The organism is Lacticaseibacillus suihuaensis (genome assembly GCF_054785075.1).
On record NZ_BAAGBJ010000010.1, the window covers coordinates 88,572 to 105,393 of the forward strand.

Below are 16,822 nucleotides of genomic sequence, written 5' to 3' on the forward strand. Positions count from 1 at the left end.
TTTGCCCCCATCTCTTCCAGCTTTTCACGTCGATCCGGACTGGACGTCTGCGGCGGGTTGCCGCCACTGCTATTGCACCACCTTGGCTGCATCGTATTCAAGTTTGTTGCCTCGCTTGCAGGCGCGGTGTCCGGGAATCTCACCGCTTTTGACACAAAATGTTCACAGCTTTCGGGCATCATAGACTTACGGGTCATCGAAGCAAACAAAAACCGGCGACGCGGAAATCGCGTCGCCGGTTCATCGGGGATTGACCAATGGAGGTGAGGAGAATCGAACTCCTGTCCATCAGCCCCGCGAAGCGCAGCTCTACACTCATAGTGACCTCATTTGAAATTCGCGCAGGCGGTGCGCCAGGTCACAGGGCTGACCCGCAAGCGCTAGTCTGATGATCTCTTGTCACCGATTCAGACGGGAAAGGCGACCGTAGCTCAATTGATTTGAGACCCAGATCCGCCGCTTGAGCGACAACGGGAGGATCACGCTAAGGCGCTAATTAAGCAGCGAGAGCGTAAGAGTTTTCTTTGTTTGCAGTTAAATTAACTGTGTCCGTTGATGACGGAGACGGACTCCGGAGTGCACCACGGGTGCCAAGACCAATGTCGAGACCATTACACCCCCGATATGCAACCTATATGGTAGCACGGGCGATAATCGTTTGTCAAAGGGCCGGCGCCGTGCTACTCTGAAACATGAAGAAAGACCGCGCCGACCCGGCCGCACCGCGGTGTGTGGCTGCCGGCCGCGAATGCCTGCAACAAGCTAAACCGAGGAGTAAAATATGAAAATTCTGATGATTGAGGACAACGAGAGCGTTGCCCAAATGATGGACATGTTTTTTAAAAAAGAGAAGTGGGAGGTCGTCAACGGCTACGACGGCGAGGAGGGCCTGGCCCTGTTCAAGGCGGCGCCCGAGAGCTTCGACATCATCACGCTGGATCTGAACCTGCCGAAGATGGATGGCATGCAGGTGGCCCAGGAGATTCGCAAGCTGTCGGCCACGGTGCCTTTGATCATGCTGACGGCGCGTGACTCCGAAAGCGACCAGGTGCTTGGTCTCGAGCTTGGTGCCGACGATTACGTGACCAAGCCCTTCTCGCCGATCACGCTGGTGGCTCGGATCAAGGCGCTGCACCGCCGCGCCGAGGTCGAGGTCGCACCGGCCACAGACGCCGAGGCGGACAACGGCGACTTCGACGTGGTTACCGCCCACTTCAAGCTCAGCACCAAGACGCGCGAGGCCTACCTCGACTCGTCTTTGATCGAGGGGCTGACGCCCAAGGAGTTCGACCTGCTGCACACGCTGGCCAAAAACCCCAAGCAGGTCTTCTCGCGCGAGCAGCTTTTGCAGCTGGTGTGGGATTACGAGTACTACGGCGACGAGCGAACCGTCGATGCCCACATCAAGAAGTTGCGGCAGAAAATCGAGAAGGTCGGGCCGCAAATCATTCAAACCGTGTGGGGTGTCGGCTACAAGTTCGATGACTCCGCCTTGGACACGCAAGCATGAAGATGCTTTATCAGCAGATGCTGGCGATTTTCGGCGTCATTTTCGTCATGATGGCGATCGTGTCGGTGCTGTTCATCCGCTCGACCACCGCCAACGTCTGGTCCAACAGCTTCGATCAGCTGGAGGAGTACACCGACGTCTTGGCCGACAACGCCTTGCAGGTCAACGTCGCTCGCAGCGCCTTTGAGCCCAACGCGGCCTTCATCCAAAACTCCGAGAAAATCCTGCAAAACCAGCGCGTCCACTTCATGATCTACAACGCCGACAACGCCGCGGTTTACCCCAACAACCAGGCCAACATGGTCGTGAGCATCGAGGCGAAGACCTGGGCCAAGCTCAAGAAGGGGACTTCGGTGGCGCTGCCCGAGCTGACCACCAACCCCAGAAACGGCAAGCAGCAGAGCATGACCATCTACTACCGGCCGGTGTTCCTCAGCGACAAGCTGCTGTTCGTGGTCGCGGCCTATGCGCCGGTCGACAACATCCAAAGCTCGATTCGCAAAACCGAGTACAACCTGTTTATCGCCTTTCTGCTCTCGGCGCTGGTCGCCATCGTCGTGTCCTACTTCGTCGCCCGTTACCAGGTCAACCGGATCAACCGGCTGCGCCAGGTGACCCACCAGGTGGCCGAAGGCGATTACGACATCGATGTCCAGGTGCAAAGCAAGAGCCACGACGAGGTGTCGGATCTGGCCAATGATTTTCAAGACATGGTCCACTCGCTGCGCGACAGCCAGGCCGAGATTCACCGCCAAGAGGAGCGGCGCCGCCAGTTCATGGCCGATGCGGCGCATGAGATGCGAACCCCACTGACCACGATCAACGGGCTGCTCGAGGGCTTGGCCTACGACGCGATTCCCGAGGAGAGCAAGGGGCAATCGATCGAGCTGATGCGCAACGAGACCAAGCGCCTGATTCGCCTGGTCAACGAGAACCTCGACTACGAAAAAATTCGCACCAATCAGATTCTGCTCAAGAAGCAGACCTTCAACGCCGCGGAGGCGCTGGCCGGGATGGTGTCGCAGCTCAAGCAAAAGGCCGATGCCGCCGGCGACCAGCTGGTGCTTGACGCCGCGGCCGACGTGCCGGTTTACGCCGACCACGACCGCTTCGTGCAGGTGATGTTCAACATCGCCCAAAACGCAATCCAGTTCACGCAAAACGGCACCATCACGCTGAGTGCCAAGGCCGGCTACCACCAAACCGAGCTGGCGGTGTCGGACACCGGCATCGGCATGACCGAAGACCAGGTCCAAAACATCTGGGAACGCTACTACAAGGCCGATCCATCGCGCAAGAACACCAAGTACGGTGAGTCGGGGCTGGGGCTGGCGATCGTTCACCAGCTGGTGACGCTGCACGGCGGCAGCATCACCGTCGATTCCCAGCAGGGCGTGGGGACCACCTTCAAGGTCACCTTCCCGGATGAGGAAACCGCGCCGCAGCAGGCACCGATCACTCACACCAAGTAGAACTCCCATCAAAGGGCCAAGCCGCAACGGCTTGGCCCTTTGGCGTGGTCAGACCCAAGGCGGATGACGCGGCGGCTTGGTGGTGGCATAATCGGGTCAAAGGAGATGAGGGCATGGGGGATTTGTTGGGCGGCCTGCTGGAGTTTCTGTTGGAGCCGTTGGCCGAGTACCTGTTTGCGCCGCCTTACCGGCCGGGTCACGCGAGGCGCAACCGCGTGTTGTTCAGCCTGGCCGGGGTGGTCAACGGCGCCGGCCTGGGTCTTGGCGTCTGGCTGGCGCTGGCCAGCCTGCTGGGTAAGCGCGACTGGGGGCTGGTAGCCCTGGGTGGCCTGTTCATCGTGTTGTTCGGTGGCCTGCTGGTGCGGCTGGTGATTCGCGGGTTGCAGGGCCGCGCGGCGGCGCGAGCCCAGGCACCGCGGCCGGCGACCGGGTACCACGAGGAGCATCTCGAACCGTAAACATTCTGGAACACGTGTCTAGCTTTCGTGGTACAATGAAGGCAACATTTTGGCACGGGGGTCTTTCCCATGGAAAAGTATTACATCGTTGATAGCAGCATCCTGCCCGAGGTCGTCGACAAGGTGATCAAGGCGCGGAACCTGATCGAAAATGGCCAGGTGCGGCAGGTGTCCGAGGCGGTCAAGATGGTCGGCATCAGCCGCGGCACCTACTACAAGTACAAGGATTACGTGTTCATGCCAGACACCGGCCTGACGCAGCGCAAGGCCGTGATTTCGCTGATGCTGCACCACGACCGCGGCATTTTGTCCGAGGTGCTCAACACCATGTCGGCCGCGGATGCCAGCATCGTGACCATCAACCAGAACATCCCGATTCACGATTGGGCCAGCGTCGTGATCTCCTTTGACATCTCGAATCTCAAGGGATCCGTCGACGACCTGATGGCGTCTTTGAAGCGGTCGCGCGGGGTGACCGACGTGACGCTGATTTCGGTTGAGTAACGCGCAAAAGCGCAGCGAGGGCTGCGCTTTTTTGCTGCTTGAAAAATCGTAAAATGAGGGTTATTCTAACTGATATCTAATTTGATGTGAGGTGGCGACGACCCATGGGGCGTGTGGTGCGGCTGGTGTTTGTGATTTTCCTGGGGTTGGTGGTGTTGCTGCCGGCCCTCATGTTGGTGCTCGCGGTTTTGGTGGCCAGCGTCTGGCTGGCCGGGCTGCCGCTGGCGGCCGCCGGTGGGTTGCTGGCGGCGGTGGCGGTAGCGGCCTCGGTCGCGCTGGGATTGGCGGTGCTGCTGCTGGTCGCGGTGTGGTGTGCCCATTTTCGCGTGGCGGTGCTGCACTTCGATGATCACGAACGCAAGGGAACGCTGCGGGTACACATTGACCTGACCGGGCGGGTGATGTTCGCCCACACCTGGGCCAAGATTCGCGGCCTACGTCACCACGGGCTGGGCTTGTCCGCGGCGATTGAGCAGGGCGTGACGACCTACCTGACCGTGGACGTGCGGGATTACCTGCTGGCCCAGGTTCAAGAGCAACACGGGGTGGCGGTGGTTGACGCGATGCACCTAGCCGATGAAACCGCCTATCATTTTTCGCTGTAGTCAGTCGTAGGCGTTGCCGCCGTTGTGGCCGCCGACCAGCCCCGCCCGGGCGATGGCGGTGGCCCCTTGCAGCAGACTGGTGGCGTACACCAGGCGGGTGAAGCCGAAGCGGGTGCGGATGTCGTCCAAGGCGCGGTTGAGGTCGGTGCGGTGCAGCTGGGTTCGCACGGGCTCAAGCAGGTTCAGCTGCTCGCCGACGTCGGGGGTCAGGTGGCCGGTGCTGACGGCGACGTTACGCACCACCTGCCCGTGCCAGGCCTTGCGAAACAACCGCACCAAGGCGGCGGCCAGCGGTGCGTCCTGATTGGTCGGTGGAATGGTCGCGCTGTGGCTGAAGCCGCTGCGCTGCTCGGTCTCGCTTGCGGCGTAGGAGAAGCCGATGCTCAGGCTGATGCGACCGGCCTTGCGGTGGTGGTGGCGTAGCCTGGCCGCGACCTGCTGCGCGATTTCGGTGATCACCCGCTCGATTTCTTCTTGGGTGGCGTAGTCGCGCGGCAGCACCTGCGAGTTGCCGATGCTTGGGGCGCGAACGCGAATGCGCCGCGCCAACTCGCTGCGGTCGACGCCCCAGGCCAAGGCGAACAGCTGGGTGCCGATGATGCCGAATTCGGCCTTCAAGGCGGCCGGCGGCAGGTGGGCGAGGTCGTACATACTGGTGACGCCGAGGCGCTTGAGGCGCTTGGCGGTGCGAGCCCCGATGCTCCACACCGCGTCCAGCTCGGTGAGCGGCCAGATCCTGGCGGCGAAGGTGGCGTAGCTGAGCTTGCCGATCAAGTCGGGCGTGTGCTTGGCGAACAGATCCAGCGCAAGCTTCGCCTGCAGTGGATTCTCGCCGATGCCGATGGTCAGATACAGCCCGAGCTCGCGGTGAACAGTGGCCTGAATGCGCTTGGCCAAAGCGAGCGGCGAGGAACCGAACAGCCGCCACGAGCGGGTGACGTCGAGCACGGATTCGTCGATGGAGTAAGGCCAGCAGTCGCCGGCCGCGGTGAAGCGCTGAAAAATGGTGTTGATGGCGAGATTGCGCTTGATGTAAAGGTTCATGCGCGGCGGCACGACGATCAGTGCGGGGTCCTGCGGCAAATCGCGTTGCCGGCTGACGTTGGCCTGCAGCCCGTAGTTCGCCTTGGCGGTCGGCGAGGTGGCCAGGATTAGGCCGCCGTTGGTGTTTTTCTGTTCGGACATCACCACCAGCGGCGTTTTGAGCGGATTCAGGTGACGCGCGACGCACTCGACCGAGGCGTAAAAGGACTTGTTATCGATCAAAAACACCACGCGGTGGGGTTCTTGGGCATACATAGTGATCACCTCGCCCCTCATTATACAAACGTGTGTTCGCAAAAAGCAAGCGCGATGCCACAAGTGTCGTGCGGTAGCGTAGCGCAAAAAGGCCTTGCCACGGGTTTGCGGCAAGGCCTTTGGGCGTGTCAGACTGGGCGGCGGCAGGCTACTGCGCCGCGGCGGTTGGCTGCAGTTCGGGCGCTTCCCACCAGCTCGTGGCGGGATGGGCGGCGACCAGGTTGGTGTCGGTGGTCAGCACCAACAGGCTGGTGTTGGTCTGGCGAACGGCGGTGGTGGCGGTGTCCATGAACAAGCGCTTCTCCTGCAGGGTCATGGACGGAGGAAAGTCGGCCATGAGCAGGAACTGACGCCCGGCGAACAGGCCGCGAAACAGCTGCACGTACAGGCTTTGCGCCGGCGTCAGGTCCCGCGCCGGTTGATCGAGGAACACAAGGTCGCGGCGCAAGGCGGCGGGAATCAGGGCGAACGACTGGGTCTGGCCGTTGATCAGCAGGTTGGCCTGGACGCTGAGGTAGGGAATGATGCCGGCGTCGGTTTCGTCGATCAGGCCCAGCGCCTTTCGCGCCCCGTTGGCCAGGAATTGCTGGGTGTAAGTGTGGGTCGTGGTTTGCAGGGTTGCCTGGTCCGGTTGATAGATGAAGTAGAGGTCCGCCGGGCTGAACAGTTGGTGCAGTTGCGCTTGGAAGGCCTTGGCGGCGCGGTTGTGAAATAGTGGCATGGTGGCCCTCCTTTCTGATGAGGGAAAACATTAGGGTTGGCTTCGCCGCAGGTGCCAGCGCAGGCGCCCGAGGTGCAGCAGCCAGGCGCTGGCCTGGCCCAGGGCGACGGCACCGACGATGGCCACCAGGGTCCAGCCCTCGCCGCTGAGGGCAAGCGCTGGCCGGGCCCCAGGTGCCTGGTTGGGCACGAGGAGGCCGGGACCGCTGAAGGTGGTGACGTGTGAGTGCATCAGCGTCGTCAGGTCGCGCGAAATGGTGCCGGTCGCCAAAGTCCCTTGCAGCTGGTCGGAAAAGCCGGCGCGGGTCAGCTGACTCAGCCAGCCGGCCGCGTTCGCCCCAAACAACAGGCACAGCAGCCAGACGGCCAGGAAGCCGGCGCCGGCGACAATCAGGCTTTCAAGCAGGTACTGCGCGAGAATCGCGCCGGTGCTTTTGCCCACCATCAGGTAGGCCAGGCTCTCCTGGCGCCGGCGCCTTGCAAACAGCAGGGCGAACAAGAAGCTGACCAGCGCGGTGGCGCCGATCAAAAGCCCCCAGGCCCAAAGCAGCTGCGAATCCAGCTGGCTGTAGGCCCGTTGGACGCCGCCGATCAGCTGACCGGCCTTGGTGACGGCGCTTGGTGTGAACTGCGCCAGCCGGTCGCCGAAGTTCTGGCGCATGCCAAGCCCCTGGGCGCGAACCGTGAGCATCAGGATGCTGACGGCACAAAGCAGGAGGCTAGCGATGAACTCGGTCAGGTAGGCGGCACGGTGGTAGCGCAATGCACTGAAAGTTCGTTCGAGAAACCGCATGTCGTCACCTGCCTTGGCTGGCGGCACCCCGCCGGATTAAAGGCTTTCGCCCTTTACAATAACGAGTATAGCCGCCAGGTTTGAAAAATATATGAACTTCCCCGGAAGAAACGCCCGGCGAAAGGACCGCACCAAAAAGGCGCGTTCGTCAAAACGCGCCTCGGGGATGCGACAGTGTGGCCCAGGCAATCGCCTCAGTTGGCCAGAATGCTTGTGGCTTGGTTGCGAACCTTGGCCGGGAATTGGGTGATCACATCGCGGTTGCTTTGGACCTCGGGGGCATCGGTTTGGTAGTCGCCGATGCTTGGATGGGCCTGGTTTTGGCTGAACCAGGAGGTCGAGGCCTTGCCCTTCTTTTGTTCCACCTTCAGCATGTTGGCCAGGCTGCGGTTGAACGCGGCCTTGGCCGGGTTGACCGGGGTGAAGCCGCTTGGCACGTAGAAGCGCAGCAGGTTCTTGGTGGCCAGCGTGTCGGATAAGGTCAGCTTGGTGTCGACGTCTTGTTGAATCGCCGCCAGCTTTTTTTGTAGCGCGGCGGTCGGGGTGACCACCTCACCGGTGCCGTTTTTGTAGACGGTGCTGCCGAGCACCGTGTACTGCGGGGTCACGAAGTTGTGGTTGCGGAAGGCGACGACCTGGTTGTGCTTGGGTGCCAGCAGGTCGGTCCCGAACTGCACGAAGTTTTGGGTGTCGACGCCGGCGAGGTGCAAGAGCGTCGGTAGCACGTCGATTTCGCCGCCGTACGTATGGTTGAGGCCCCCCTGTAGGCCCGGCATGTGGAAAATCAGCGGGACCCGCTGCAGGTTGGTGTCGTCAAAGGCGGTCCAGTCGGCCGCGGTGTCGCCGGTGGAGTCGGAGGTGCTGGACGTCAGAACGCTTGACAGCGTCTGGTTGCGGTCGTTGGAGATGCCGTAGTGGTCGCCGTACATCATGACCAGACTGTTTTGCTCCAGGCCGCTTTGCTTGAGGTAGGTGAAGAACTCGCGCAACGCGGCGTCCAGGTAATGGGCGGTGCGAAAGTACCCGTTGATGTAGGGATCGGACGTGCCGGCATCCGGAAAGTCGGTGTCCGAGTCGGCGATGTAAAACGGGTAGTGGTTGGTGGTCGTGATGATTTTGGCGTAAAACGGCTGCTGCAGGTGGGTCAGGTACTTGCTGGTCTCGGCGAACATCAGCTTGTCTTTGATGCCGTACTCGGTGGTGGTGCCGTCCTCGTGGTTGTAAAAGTCGCCGTCGAAAAAGTAATCGTAGCCCAGACTCTTGTAAGTGTTGCTGCGGTTCCAGAAGGTGCCGTTGCCGCCGTGGAACACCGCGCTGGTGTAGCCGGCGTATTGGTCGAGCAGGGCCGGCGCGGCCTGAAAGGTATTGTCGGTGCCGAGGCTTGAAAACAGCGAGCCGGTCGACAGGCCGAAGGTGCTGGTCTCCAGCATGTTTTCGGCGTCCGAGGTTTTGCCCAGGCCGACCTCGTGGTAGAAGTTGTCGAAGCTCAGCGTGTCCTTCTCCTTGACCAGTGAGTTCAAAAACGGCGTGACCTCCTGACCGTCAATCTTGGCGCCGATCAGAAACTGCTGGAAGGACTCGAGGTGGATGATGATGATGTTTTTGCCCTTGGCCGCGCCAAAATAGCTTGGGCTGGGCTTGGCGTAGTGGGCCTTGGTGTAGGCCAGCACCTTGTCCATGTCGGCGCTGTCGGCGGTGGCGCGAACCTGATTGTTTTGAACCGTCTGAAAGGCGTCGTACACGGTGAACGGTGCCAGCCCCAGGTACTTGACGATGTAGTTGCGATCGAAGGTCCGGGTCAACAGCTGCGGCCGGTTCAGCTCGCTGATGGTCATGTTGAGGCCAAACAGCGCGACGGCCACGGCAGACACCGCCTGCGGGACGTGGTAGGGCATCGGCCGCGCGTCGAAGCGCAGGCCAAAGTGCGGCCAGCAAAGCGGCTGATGGTGGCTGTAGCGCCACAGGTTCCAGATGCTGTAGCCCAAAAAGCCGGCCAAAACCACCACAAAGTCGACGCCAAACACCAGGTCCTGCCAGATGATCATGTTGACAAACGAGCCACCCAGGCCGGACGAGACGTTCTTGACGCTCATCACGGTGCCGACGGTCATGAAGTCCGAAAACTCACGGTAGTACAAGACGTTGGTGAGCAGCAGGGCACACAGCAGGACGTATATCACGCCGCCCAGCCAGTAGCCAACCTTGGCCCGGCGCGGGTACAAGCCCAAAGACAGCAGCGCAGCCGACGCCCCCAGCGGATTGAAGAACAAGATAATCTGCTGGAGAAGGCCCGTTGCGCCGAGCTTGAAGTCAACGTAGTAGGCGAACAGGGTCTTCAGCCAGATCAATATCAATAGTAGGCTTAAGAAGCCGAGGCGCGTGGAACGCATGCGCTTGATCAGGTTTTTCACGGTATCCTCCCGTTCGTAAAGGTTCCGTTTCATTGTACCCGTAACGCCTGAGGGGGGCAAACGAAATGAGACCCGGCCGCCTTTTCGTAAGAATGCCTTAAACGGCGGCGGAAGCCTTCGGCGGTCTGGTAAAATGAGTGGGCGATTGGAGGCGCTTATGCTTTTTTTGGGTCCGGTGTACCAGGTGGTTCGCGAACACTTGGAGGGCCGCATCAACCACTTTCCGTTGGTGCGGCTGATGATGTACAGCCTAGACAAAACCATCCTGTACCTGCTGGTGTATTTGGCTTTGCGCCTGCTGTGGCGTGGCTTGCGGCACAAGCCGCTTGCAATCGGCCACGAGCTGAAGGTGGCGGTGTTTGCCGGCTACGTAATTTTGCTGTTGATGCTGACGGTGTTTCGCCAGTGGTACTACCCGTGGCAGCTGCACTTTTATTTCAACCACCCGCTGGCAGACATCAACTGGCAGCCGCTGGTCGAGACGCTGAAGCTGCGCAACGGGGCATCGCAGCTGGATTTTTGGTACCAGTCGCTGGGCAACGTCGTGTGGTTCGTCCCGTTTGGCTACGGGCTGGCGGGGCTTTTGCCAAAGCCTCGGCTGTGGCGCGTGCTGTTGGCCGGTGTCGGCCTGTCGGTTGCGATTGAGGGGCTGCAGTTTCTGCTGTACAGCGGGGTGGCCGACATCGACGACCTGATTTTCAACACGGTCGGGGCCGTCTTGGGGTACGCCTTGTTCAAGCTGATTCGCCGCTGAGTCCTGGCTCGGCGGTTATTTGATGCCGAGCTTAAAATTTGACGGCCGCCGTGGCAGGGCTTACATTATAGTCAGATGATTGTCAACGGGCAGGGAAAGCGCTGCGGCCGCAGCGATTGCAACTCTACTGCTTAGGGGGAAGGTCCGGGACATAAGCATTCCCAGTACCCCCACCCATGCCATGCCGAACCAGGCAACAACGTCGACGTTTTCGTGCAACGGCCCCCTCCGATTGAGGCCGACCACCAGGGTGTGGACCACCATCTTCCTGCCGCAAAGTCTGGCACCTACTCGCTTGCGAGGTAGCTGCGGTGCCGGCTGACAGGGGGCAAGCACCACTGCAAGACCGCTTTGAATTAGCAAAACACCAGTAAGAAGGCCAAGGCCGCCGTGGGGCTCCCTCACGGTGGCTTCGGCGCGGTCGAGGCGGCCTGTCTGCCTCGACCTTTTTTGCGCAAACCGCAAAGTGGCCACCCCGCCATTTTCATGCTACCCTGAAGCGGGTGAATTCAATAACGGCAGACCGTCATTTTGAAGCAATCAAATTTTCAGAAAAAAAGTAAGCCGTAAGCGACTTTGTGAAAACCACTTGGAAAAAGTGCGCGACATGCGCCAATCTCACAAAAAGATTGCAGAAACTTTTGCAAAAGTGGCCTTTTGCGCAAATCCCCACCCCCGGGCATTCGCCGAAGCGGGGGGCCGAGTGGTCGAGCCGTGCAACCGAATTCAGAATCCGTTTGCAGAAACATGACGCGGCCGCCCCGGGCTTGTGTTGAAAACGAAATCACGATAAAATAACTACTTGTGACTTTTGCAGAAAACAACCTGAGATGAAAAGAGGAAATTAAATGGCAATCATTATCGCGCTGATCCCGGCACTGGCCTGGGGATCAATCGGGCTTGTCAGTGCCAAATTAGGCGGTAACGCATACCAGCAGACGCTCGGCATGACGTTAGGGGCTTTGGTGTTCGGCATTGGGACGTGGCTGATTATGCGGCCGGTTCTCGACACGAAGGTCTGGGCGTTGGGCATTTTGTCCGGGCTGTTTTGGGCGCTGGGCCAAAGCCAGCAGTTCCAGACCATGAAGTACATCGGGGTGTCGATGACCGTCCCGATGTCCACCGGCATGCAACTGGTTGCCAACACCTTGGCCGGGGCCTTGCTGTTCCACGAATGGCAAAGCGGCAAGGACGTCGGCATGGGGCTTTTGGCGCTTTTGTTCCTGGTGCTGGGGGCCATCCTGACCTCCCGCAAGGAAAAAGACACCGCCGCGGCCGACACCAGGTTGGCCCAGGGGCTTAGGACCCTGCTCTTTTCGACGGCCGGGTACGCCGGCTACACGATCGTGGTCAACGCCGGCCACCTCGATGCCACGGCCGTGGTACTGCCACAGGCGGTCGGCATGGTGATCGGGGCCCTGCTGTTTTCAATCGGCCACGACGCCTTCAACAAGGAAACCGGCAAGAACGTGCTGACCGGGGTCTTGTGGGGGACCGGGAACGTGTTCATGCTGATGGCCATGGCGCAGGTCGGCCTGGCGATTGCCTACTCGATGTCTCAGATGGGCATCGTGATTTCGACGTTCGGGGCGATTTTCCTGCTCGGCGAACGCAAGACCCACAAGGAAATGACCTGGATCGCCTGGGGCTCGGTTTTGATCATCGCCGGCGGGGTGGTCTTGGGCATGATGAAGTAGTCCGGTGCTATAATATGTAGAGGTGTTACCGACTGGTGACTTTTCACAATCGCGGTGGTACACCTTGCTTTTGGGTGAAAACATGCTTAAAGTTGAAACCGACTACTGAACAAATCTTAGGAGGAACAGATTCTTATGGCTCACATTTCATTTGATTCATCCAAGTTGGGCAAGTTCGTTCACGACAACGAGCTTGGTCAGATGCAGGCGCTGGTGACGGCGGCTGACACGGAACTGCGCGAAGGCACCGGTGCCGGCAACGATTTCCGCGGCTTCATCGACCTGCCCGTTGACTACGACAAGGACGAATTCGCCCGCATCAAGGCCGCGGCCAAAAAGATCCAGGCAGACTCCGAAGTGTTCGTCGCCATCGGTATCGGTGGCTCGTACCTGGGCGCCCGGGCGGCCATCGACTTCTTGTCCCACACCTTCCGCAACGCGGAACCTGGGCGCAAGCTGCCGGAGGTCTACTTCGCCGGCAACTCGATTTCCAGCTCCTACCTGTCCGACCTGCTTGACGTGATCGGCGACCGCGACTTCTCCTTGAACGTGATTTCCAAGTCCGGGACCACCACGGAGCCTTCCATCGCGTTCCGCGTCCTGAAGGCCAAGCTGATTGCCAAGTACGGCAAGGAAGCCGCCAAGGATCGCATTTTCGCGACCACCGACCGGGCCAAGGGTGCCTTGAAGGATGAATCCGATGCCGAGGGCTACGAAGAATTCGTTGTGCCGGATGACATCGGCGGCCGCTTCTCCGTGCTGTCTGCCGTTGGGCTTTTGCCAATCGCCGTTGCCGGTGGCGACATCGACCAGCTGATGCAAGGGGCCGCAGACGCCCGCACCGAGTACGCTAGCGCCGACCTCGCCAAAAACGAGGCTTACCAGTACGCGGCTTACCGCAACATTTTGTACCGCAAGGGTTACACCACGGAGTTGCTCGAAAACTACGAGCCGACGCTTCAGTACCTGGGCGAATGGTGGAAGCAGCTGATGGGCGAATCCGAAGGCAAGGACCAAAAGGGCATCTACCCATCAAGTGCCAACTTCAGTACCGACCTGCACTCTTTGGGTCAATACATCCAAGAAGGCCTGCGCAACCTGATGGAAACCGTCGTTTGGGTTGAGCAGCCGAACCACGACTTGACCATTCCGGCGGAGCCAGGCTCCCTGGACGGCCTGAACTACCTGGAAGGCCGCTCCATGAGCGAAGTCAACCGCAAGGCCTACGAAGGCGTTGTGCTGGCCCACACCGATGGCGGGGTGCCGGTGATGACCGTCTCCATCCCAAAGCAAGACGCCTACACGCTGGGCTACCTGATCTACTTCTTCGAGGCCGCGGTTTCCATCTCCGGCTACCTGAACGGCATCAACCCGTTCAACCAGCCAGGGGTCGAAGCCTACAAGAAGAACATGTTTGCCCTGCTTGGCCGTCCCGGCTACGAGGACATGACCAAGGAACTGAACGCTCGCCTGTAACCGGACGCGCGACAGGCACCCCCGCTGAGAAGCGCGGGTGCTTTTTTGTGGTCGCCGGTTTTGCGGCGGCTGCTCGGCCGTGGCCTCCCCAAAAATGGTCGCGCCGCCAGCTGGCAAGGGGCGGCGGGTGGCCCCCAGCAGATTGCGCGTGTCGGCTGGGGCAACAAAAAAGCGCCGCGTGGCCGCGACGCTCGGTGAATCAGTTGGTGGTGCTGGTGCCGGTGGCGTAGTTGATGGTGTAGCCGTCCTCAACGTTGAAGATGTAGACGTTGAAGCGGATGGTGTTGTCGCCAACTGATTGGGCACGCATCTGAACGCCTCGGGCTACCAGCTCGTGGCCGCGGTAAATCGGTCGCACCTGGTAGCGAACGTAGCGCTTGCTGCTGCCCTTGAGGTAGGTGGCGATGTCCATTTCATGCGCCAGCATCAACGGGTTGTTCAAGGACTGAGTGCCGGTGATCAGGTTTTTGGGGTTGTTGTTCTCCCCGGAAAGCTGAAAACCGATCAGGTGGCTGCGGTTGTACAGCCAGCCATGGGCAGTGCGGCGGTTGTGCCAGCCGGTCGGATCCCAGGTCAGCGCCGTGCGATCGGCCGTCGGCATCAGGCTGGTGTTGAGCAGCGCGTCGGCCACCACCGCACGGTTGTCGGCGTCCAGGTTCGCGTAACGCTCCCAGGCCCCGCGGGCGGTGCTGAGCTCGCTTGCGGCAAAGCCTGGGGCGTTGTTGTCCACGGTCAGCTCCTGGTCGCCGGCGTAGGTCTTGGCCGCCAGCGTCGCGGGGCTGGTGGCCCCGCTGCCGGCGGCCTTTGGCTTGCCGCTGGTTGCGGCCTTGCTGCTAGTCTTGCTTGAGGCGGTGCTGCTTGAGTCGGCGAGGTCGGCCGTGAGTGCCGCGATGTCTTCGGTGGTTTGGCGAATCTCTTGGTCGGTATCGGCGATGGCCGCCTCAAGGCTGCTGTTGGCGGCCCGGGTGGCCTTGGCGCTGGATTGAAACTTGGTGTAGGCCGGATCGGCCTTTGGGGTCGGCGTCGCACTGCAGCCGGTCAAAAGCAGGATCCCGGCCAAAAGGGCGAGTCGCGTCATGGTTTTTGTCATCAGCGTTTCGCCTTTCTGTAACCGGCCGCTTGCGCCTCCGCCTCGGTGGCGAAGTAAACCGCGTTGGCCGAGTTCATGCGGTAGCTGGCCTGGCCCGGAACGTGATAGATTTTCGAGTTCACATTACCGACGATCGTCTTGGCGGCGCCGGTGTCGAGGTTGCCCTGCTTGCGGCTGCCACCGGTGGCCTTGCGGCTGGTCGCGGCCCGGTTCGCCGCCGCGACGCGAGCGGAACTGGCGGCGCGAGACGACGCTGCCGCTTTGGCCTGGCTCGCTGCGGCCGCCGCCTTGGCTTTGGCCGCGGCGGCTTCCTTCTCCTTGGCGAGTTGGTCGGCCTTCGCCTGCGCGACGCTTGATGCCTTGGCCGCGGCCTCATCGCGCTTTTCCTGCTCGGCCGCCAGTGCTTCCTTCTCCTTGTTGAGCTTGTCGGCCTTGGCCTGCTTTTCGGCGAGCGCCGCCGTCAGGGCCACCTTGGTTCGGTGCTGCTTAGCGGCCTCAGTTTTGGCCGCCTGCGTGATGCGCGGCGGCTCCGGTGCGGTGCTCGACGCGGCGCAACCGGTACCGGTGGCCACCAGCGCGGCAATTAGCAAGCCGACCAGGCCGCTGCGGCGCAACGTGTGTCGTTTCATCAATATTCCCCCCAATGAGTTGTCTCCACGGACCCCCTCATTATCCGGGAAGGGCGGGCGGATTTCTAGAGCTGAAAGCATTTTCATCATTGTTTCTAAATTTTTCCGTTCGGCTTTGACCCCGCCTGAAGGCTGTGTTAGCGTTAGTTTAACGACTAATGAAAAAAGGTGAGCAGTATGTTAAACATCGGTGTGATTGGCCTGGGCAACATCGCCCAAAAGGCCTACCTTCCGGTTTACGCCCAGATGCAAGATCAGGTGCAGTGGTACCTGGAAAGCCGTGACCTGGCCAAGGTCACCCGGCTGGCCAATCAGTTTCACATGGTGGCGGCGGGAACCGACGTCGCCGCCCTCGATCAGCTGAGCCTGGACGCGGTGATGATTCATTCCGCCACGGCGGTTCACTACGAGCTGGTCAAGCACTTCCTGGCCCGCGGTGTTAATGTATTCGTCGACAAGCCGCTGGCCACGACGCAGGCCCAGGTGACGGAGCTGTACCTACTGGCGGCCCAGCACCAAAAGCTGCTGACGGTCGGCTTCAACCGGCGCTTCGCCCCGCAGATTCAGGCCTTAGCGGCGCTTGCCGACAAGAACCTCGTGCAGGTGACGAAGAACCGCGCGGCCGATCCGCAGGCGCCGGAACACGCCATTTTCGATCTGTTGATTCACCCGCTGGACACGGCGCTTGCGCTGGCCGGCTTTCCCGAGGAACCCAAGGCGCGGTACAGCCTGCACCTCAACGATCAGGGGCTGCTCGAGCAGGCCAGCGTGACCTTTACGGCCGCCGGCTTGCGCGGGACGGCCGCCATCAATCTGGTAGCCGGCAGCAACCTAGAAGAGGCGACGGTCGCCACCACCGCCGGCATTTCGCGGGTTCAAGACCTCAGCCGGCTGCAGGTTTACACCGGCAGCCAGGTGCGAACGACTCAGGCACCGGACTGGCAGCCGATGCTCGAGACGCGCGGCTTTGCGCCGATGATCCGGGCCTTCGTGGCAGCGGTTGCGCAATCGGGGGCCAACCCGGTGGCACCACAAACAAGCCGCCTGACCCACGCCATCCTCACGGACATGGTCAAGCAGCTGTAGTGGGGCCTTAGGGGTGGCCGCCGGCTCGAGCCAGCGGTCGGCCGCTCAGCGCCGCTGGTCGCGGGTGGCGGCCAGGCCGACGATACCGCTGGCCAGTGTCACCGCCCCGCACAAGAGCGTGACGCCGCCGGCAACCGTGGTGACGATTGCGGCGGCAAGTGATAGTTTTTTCATGTGACCCTCCGGATTCTGGCGCTACGATATTTGGAGTTGATAGGCTACTTGCCTGCCAGCTCCTTTTTCTATACCATTTAGTTTTCAGCACACAAACAGGACACCACACGGCTTCCTGTTCATCGTCCCGACCAAAGAATTCAG

At 60.9% G+C, this 16,822-nt stretch carries 16 protein-coding genes and 1 other RNA gene; 9 read left to right on the forward strand and 8 right to left on the reverse strand.

Annotated features, from left to right (window positions below; all coding sequences use genetic code 11):
* Positions 1–255: 255 nt before the first annotated feature.
* Positions 256–621: a transfer-messenger RNA gene (gene ssrA / locus ACYVRZ_RS09810) on the reverse strand.
* A 160-nt stretch (positions 622–781) separates the two neighbouring features.
* Between ssrA and ACYVRZ_RS09815 the strand changes: the two genes are divergently transcribed.
* The 5 genes from ACYVRZ_RS09815 to ACYVRZ_RS09835 all read left to right on the forward strand — a co-directional run bounded on the left by ACYVRZ_RS09815 (position 782) and on the right by ACYVRZ_RS09835 (position 4,549).
* The gene (locus ACYVRZ_RS09815; RefSeq protein ID WP_461226461.1) at positions 782–1,510 is read left to right on the forward strand and encodes a response regulator transcription factor; all 729 of its coding nucleotides are present in this window, start codon (positions 782–784) and stop codon (positions 1,508–1,510) included.
* Positions 1,507–2,982 carry a sensor histidine kinase gene (locus tag ACYVRZ_RS09820; RefSeq protein WP_461226463.1) on the forward strand — a complete coding sequence of 492 codons (1,476 nt, stop codon included), beginning with the start codon at positions 1,507–1,509 and terminating at the stop codon, positions 2,980–2,982. Before ACYVRZ_RS09815 ends, ACYVRZ_RS09820 begins: the two co-directional genes overlap by 4 nt.
* A gap of 113 nt (positions 2,983–3,095) precedes the next feature.
* On the forward strand, positions 3,096–3,440 hold the full coding sequence (locus tag ACYVRZ_RS09825; protein ID WP_461226465.1) for a hypothetical protein: 345 nt from the start codon (positions 3,096–3,098) through the stop codon (positions 3,438–3,440).
* Between the two features lie 69 nt (positions 3,441–3,509).
* Positions 3,510–3,944 carry an ACT domain-containing protein gene (locus ACYVRZ_RS09830; RefSeq protein ID WP_461226467.1) on the forward strand — a complete coding sequence of 145 codons (435 nt, stop codon included), beginning with the start codon at positions 3,510–3,512 and terminating at the stop codon, positions 3,942–3,944.
* Positions 3,945–4,048: 104 nt separating this feature from the next.
* Complete coding sequence (locus ACYVRZ_RS09835) at positions 4,049–4,549, forward strand: hypothetical protein (protein WP_461226469.1); 501 nt, start codon at positions 4,049–4,051, stop codon at positions 4,547–4,549.
* Here the strand turns inward: ACYVRZ_RS09835 and ACYVRZ_RS09840 are convergent, their stop codons facing one another.
* From ACYVRZ_RS09840 to ACYVRZ_RS09855, 4 genes are all read right to left on the reverse strand, one after another.
* On the reverse strand, positions 4,550–5,848 hold the full coding sequence (locus ACYVRZ_RS09840; RefSeq protein WP_461226491.1) for a Y-family DNA polymerase: 1,299 nt from the start codon (positions 5,846–5,848) through the stop codon (positions 4,550–4,552). It lies immediately after the preceding gene.
* 148 nt (positions 5,849–5,996) lie between these two features.
* Positions 5,997–6,569, reverse strand: a complete 573-nt coding sequence (locus ACYVRZ_RS09845; RefSeq protein WP_461226471.1) for a hypothetical protein — start codon at positions 6,567–6,569, stop codon at positions 5,997–5,999.
* A 30-nt stretch (positions 6,570–6,599) separates the two neighbouring features.
* Positions 6,600–7,361 carry a hypothetical protein gene (locus ACYVRZ_RS09850; protein WP_461226472.1) on the reverse strand — a complete coding sequence of 254 codons (762 nt, stop codon included), beginning with the start codon at positions 7,359–7,361 and terminating at the stop codon, positions 6,600–6,602.
* Positions 7,362–7,555: 194 nt separating this feature from the next.
* A complete protein-coding gene (locus tag ACYVRZ_RS09855; RefSeq protein ID WP_461226493.1) occupies positions 7,556–9,751 on the reverse strand; it encodes an LTA synthase family protein in 2,196 nt (731 codons plus the stop codon).
* A 178-nt stretch (positions 9,752–9,929) separates the two neighbouring features.
* Here ACYVRZ_RS09855 and ACYVRZ_RS09860 point away from each other — a divergent pair, with 178 nt between their 5' ends.
* From ACYVRZ_RS09860 to ACYVRZ_RS09870, 3 genes are all read left to right on the forward strand, one after another.
* Positions 9,930–10,526 carry a VanZ family protein gene (locus ACYVRZ_RS09860; protein ID WP_461226474.1) on the forward strand — a complete coding sequence of 199 codons (597 nt, stop codon included), beginning with the start codon at positions 9,930–9,932 and terminating at the stop codon, positions 10,524–10,526.
* 848 nt (positions 10,527–11,374) lie between these two features.
* Positions 11,375–12,223: a GRP family sugar transporter gene (locus ACYVRZ_RS09865; protein WP_461226476.1), complete on the forward strand. Its 849-nt coding sequence runs from the start codon at positions 11,375–11,377 to the stop codon at positions 12,221–12,223.
* A 135-nt stretch (positions 12,224–12,358) separates the two neighbouring features.
* Positions 12,359–13,699 carry a glucose-6-phosphate isomerase gene (locus ACYVRZ_RS09870; protein ID WP_262314801.1) on the forward strand — a complete coding sequence of 447 codons (1,341 nt, stop codon included), beginning with the start codon at positions 12,359–12,361 and terminating at the stop codon, positions 13,697–13,699.
* A gap of 199 nt (positions 13,700–13,898) precedes the next feature.
* Here the strand turns inward: ACYVRZ_RS09870 and ACYVRZ_RS09875 are convergent, their stop codons facing one another.
* Both ACYVRZ_RS09875 and ACYVRZ_RS09880 read right to left on the reverse strand, forming a co-directional pair.
* Entirely contained in the window at positions 13,899–14,789 is an 891-nt protein-coding gene (locus ACYVRZ_RS09875) for a DNA/RNA non-specific endonuclease (protein WP_461226478.1), read from the reverse strand.
* Positions 14,789–15,418 carry a sunset domain-containing protein gene (locus ACYVRZ_RS09880; protein WP_461226480.1) on the reverse strand — a complete coding sequence of 210 codons (630 nt, stop codon included), beginning with the start codon at positions 15,416–15,418 and terminating at the stop codon, positions 14,789–14,791. The genes ACYVRZ_RS09875 and ACYVRZ_RS09880 overlap by 1 nt, the downstream gene beginning before the upstream one ends.
* Before the next feature lie 177 nt (positions 15,419–15,595).
* Between ACYVRZ_RS09880 and ACYVRZ_RS09885 the strand changes: the two genes are divergently transcribed.
* The gene (locus ACYVRZ_RS09885; protein WP_461226482.1) at positions 15,596–16,504 is read left to right on the forward strand and encodes a Gfo/Idh/MocA family protein; all 909 of its coding nucleotides are present in this window, start codon (positions 15,596–15,598) and stop codon (positions 16,502–16,504) included.
* 45 nt (positions 16,505–16,549) lie between these two features.
* Here the strand turns inward: ACYVRZ_RS09885 and ACYVRZ_RS09890 are convergent, their stop codons facing one another.
* Complete coding sequence (locus ACYVRZ_RS09890) at positions 16,550–16,678, reverse strand: hypothetical protein (RefSeq protein WP_461226484.1); 129 nt, start codon at positions 16,676–16,678, stop codon at positions 16,550–16,552.
* Positions 16,679–16,822: the final 144 nt, after the last annotated feature.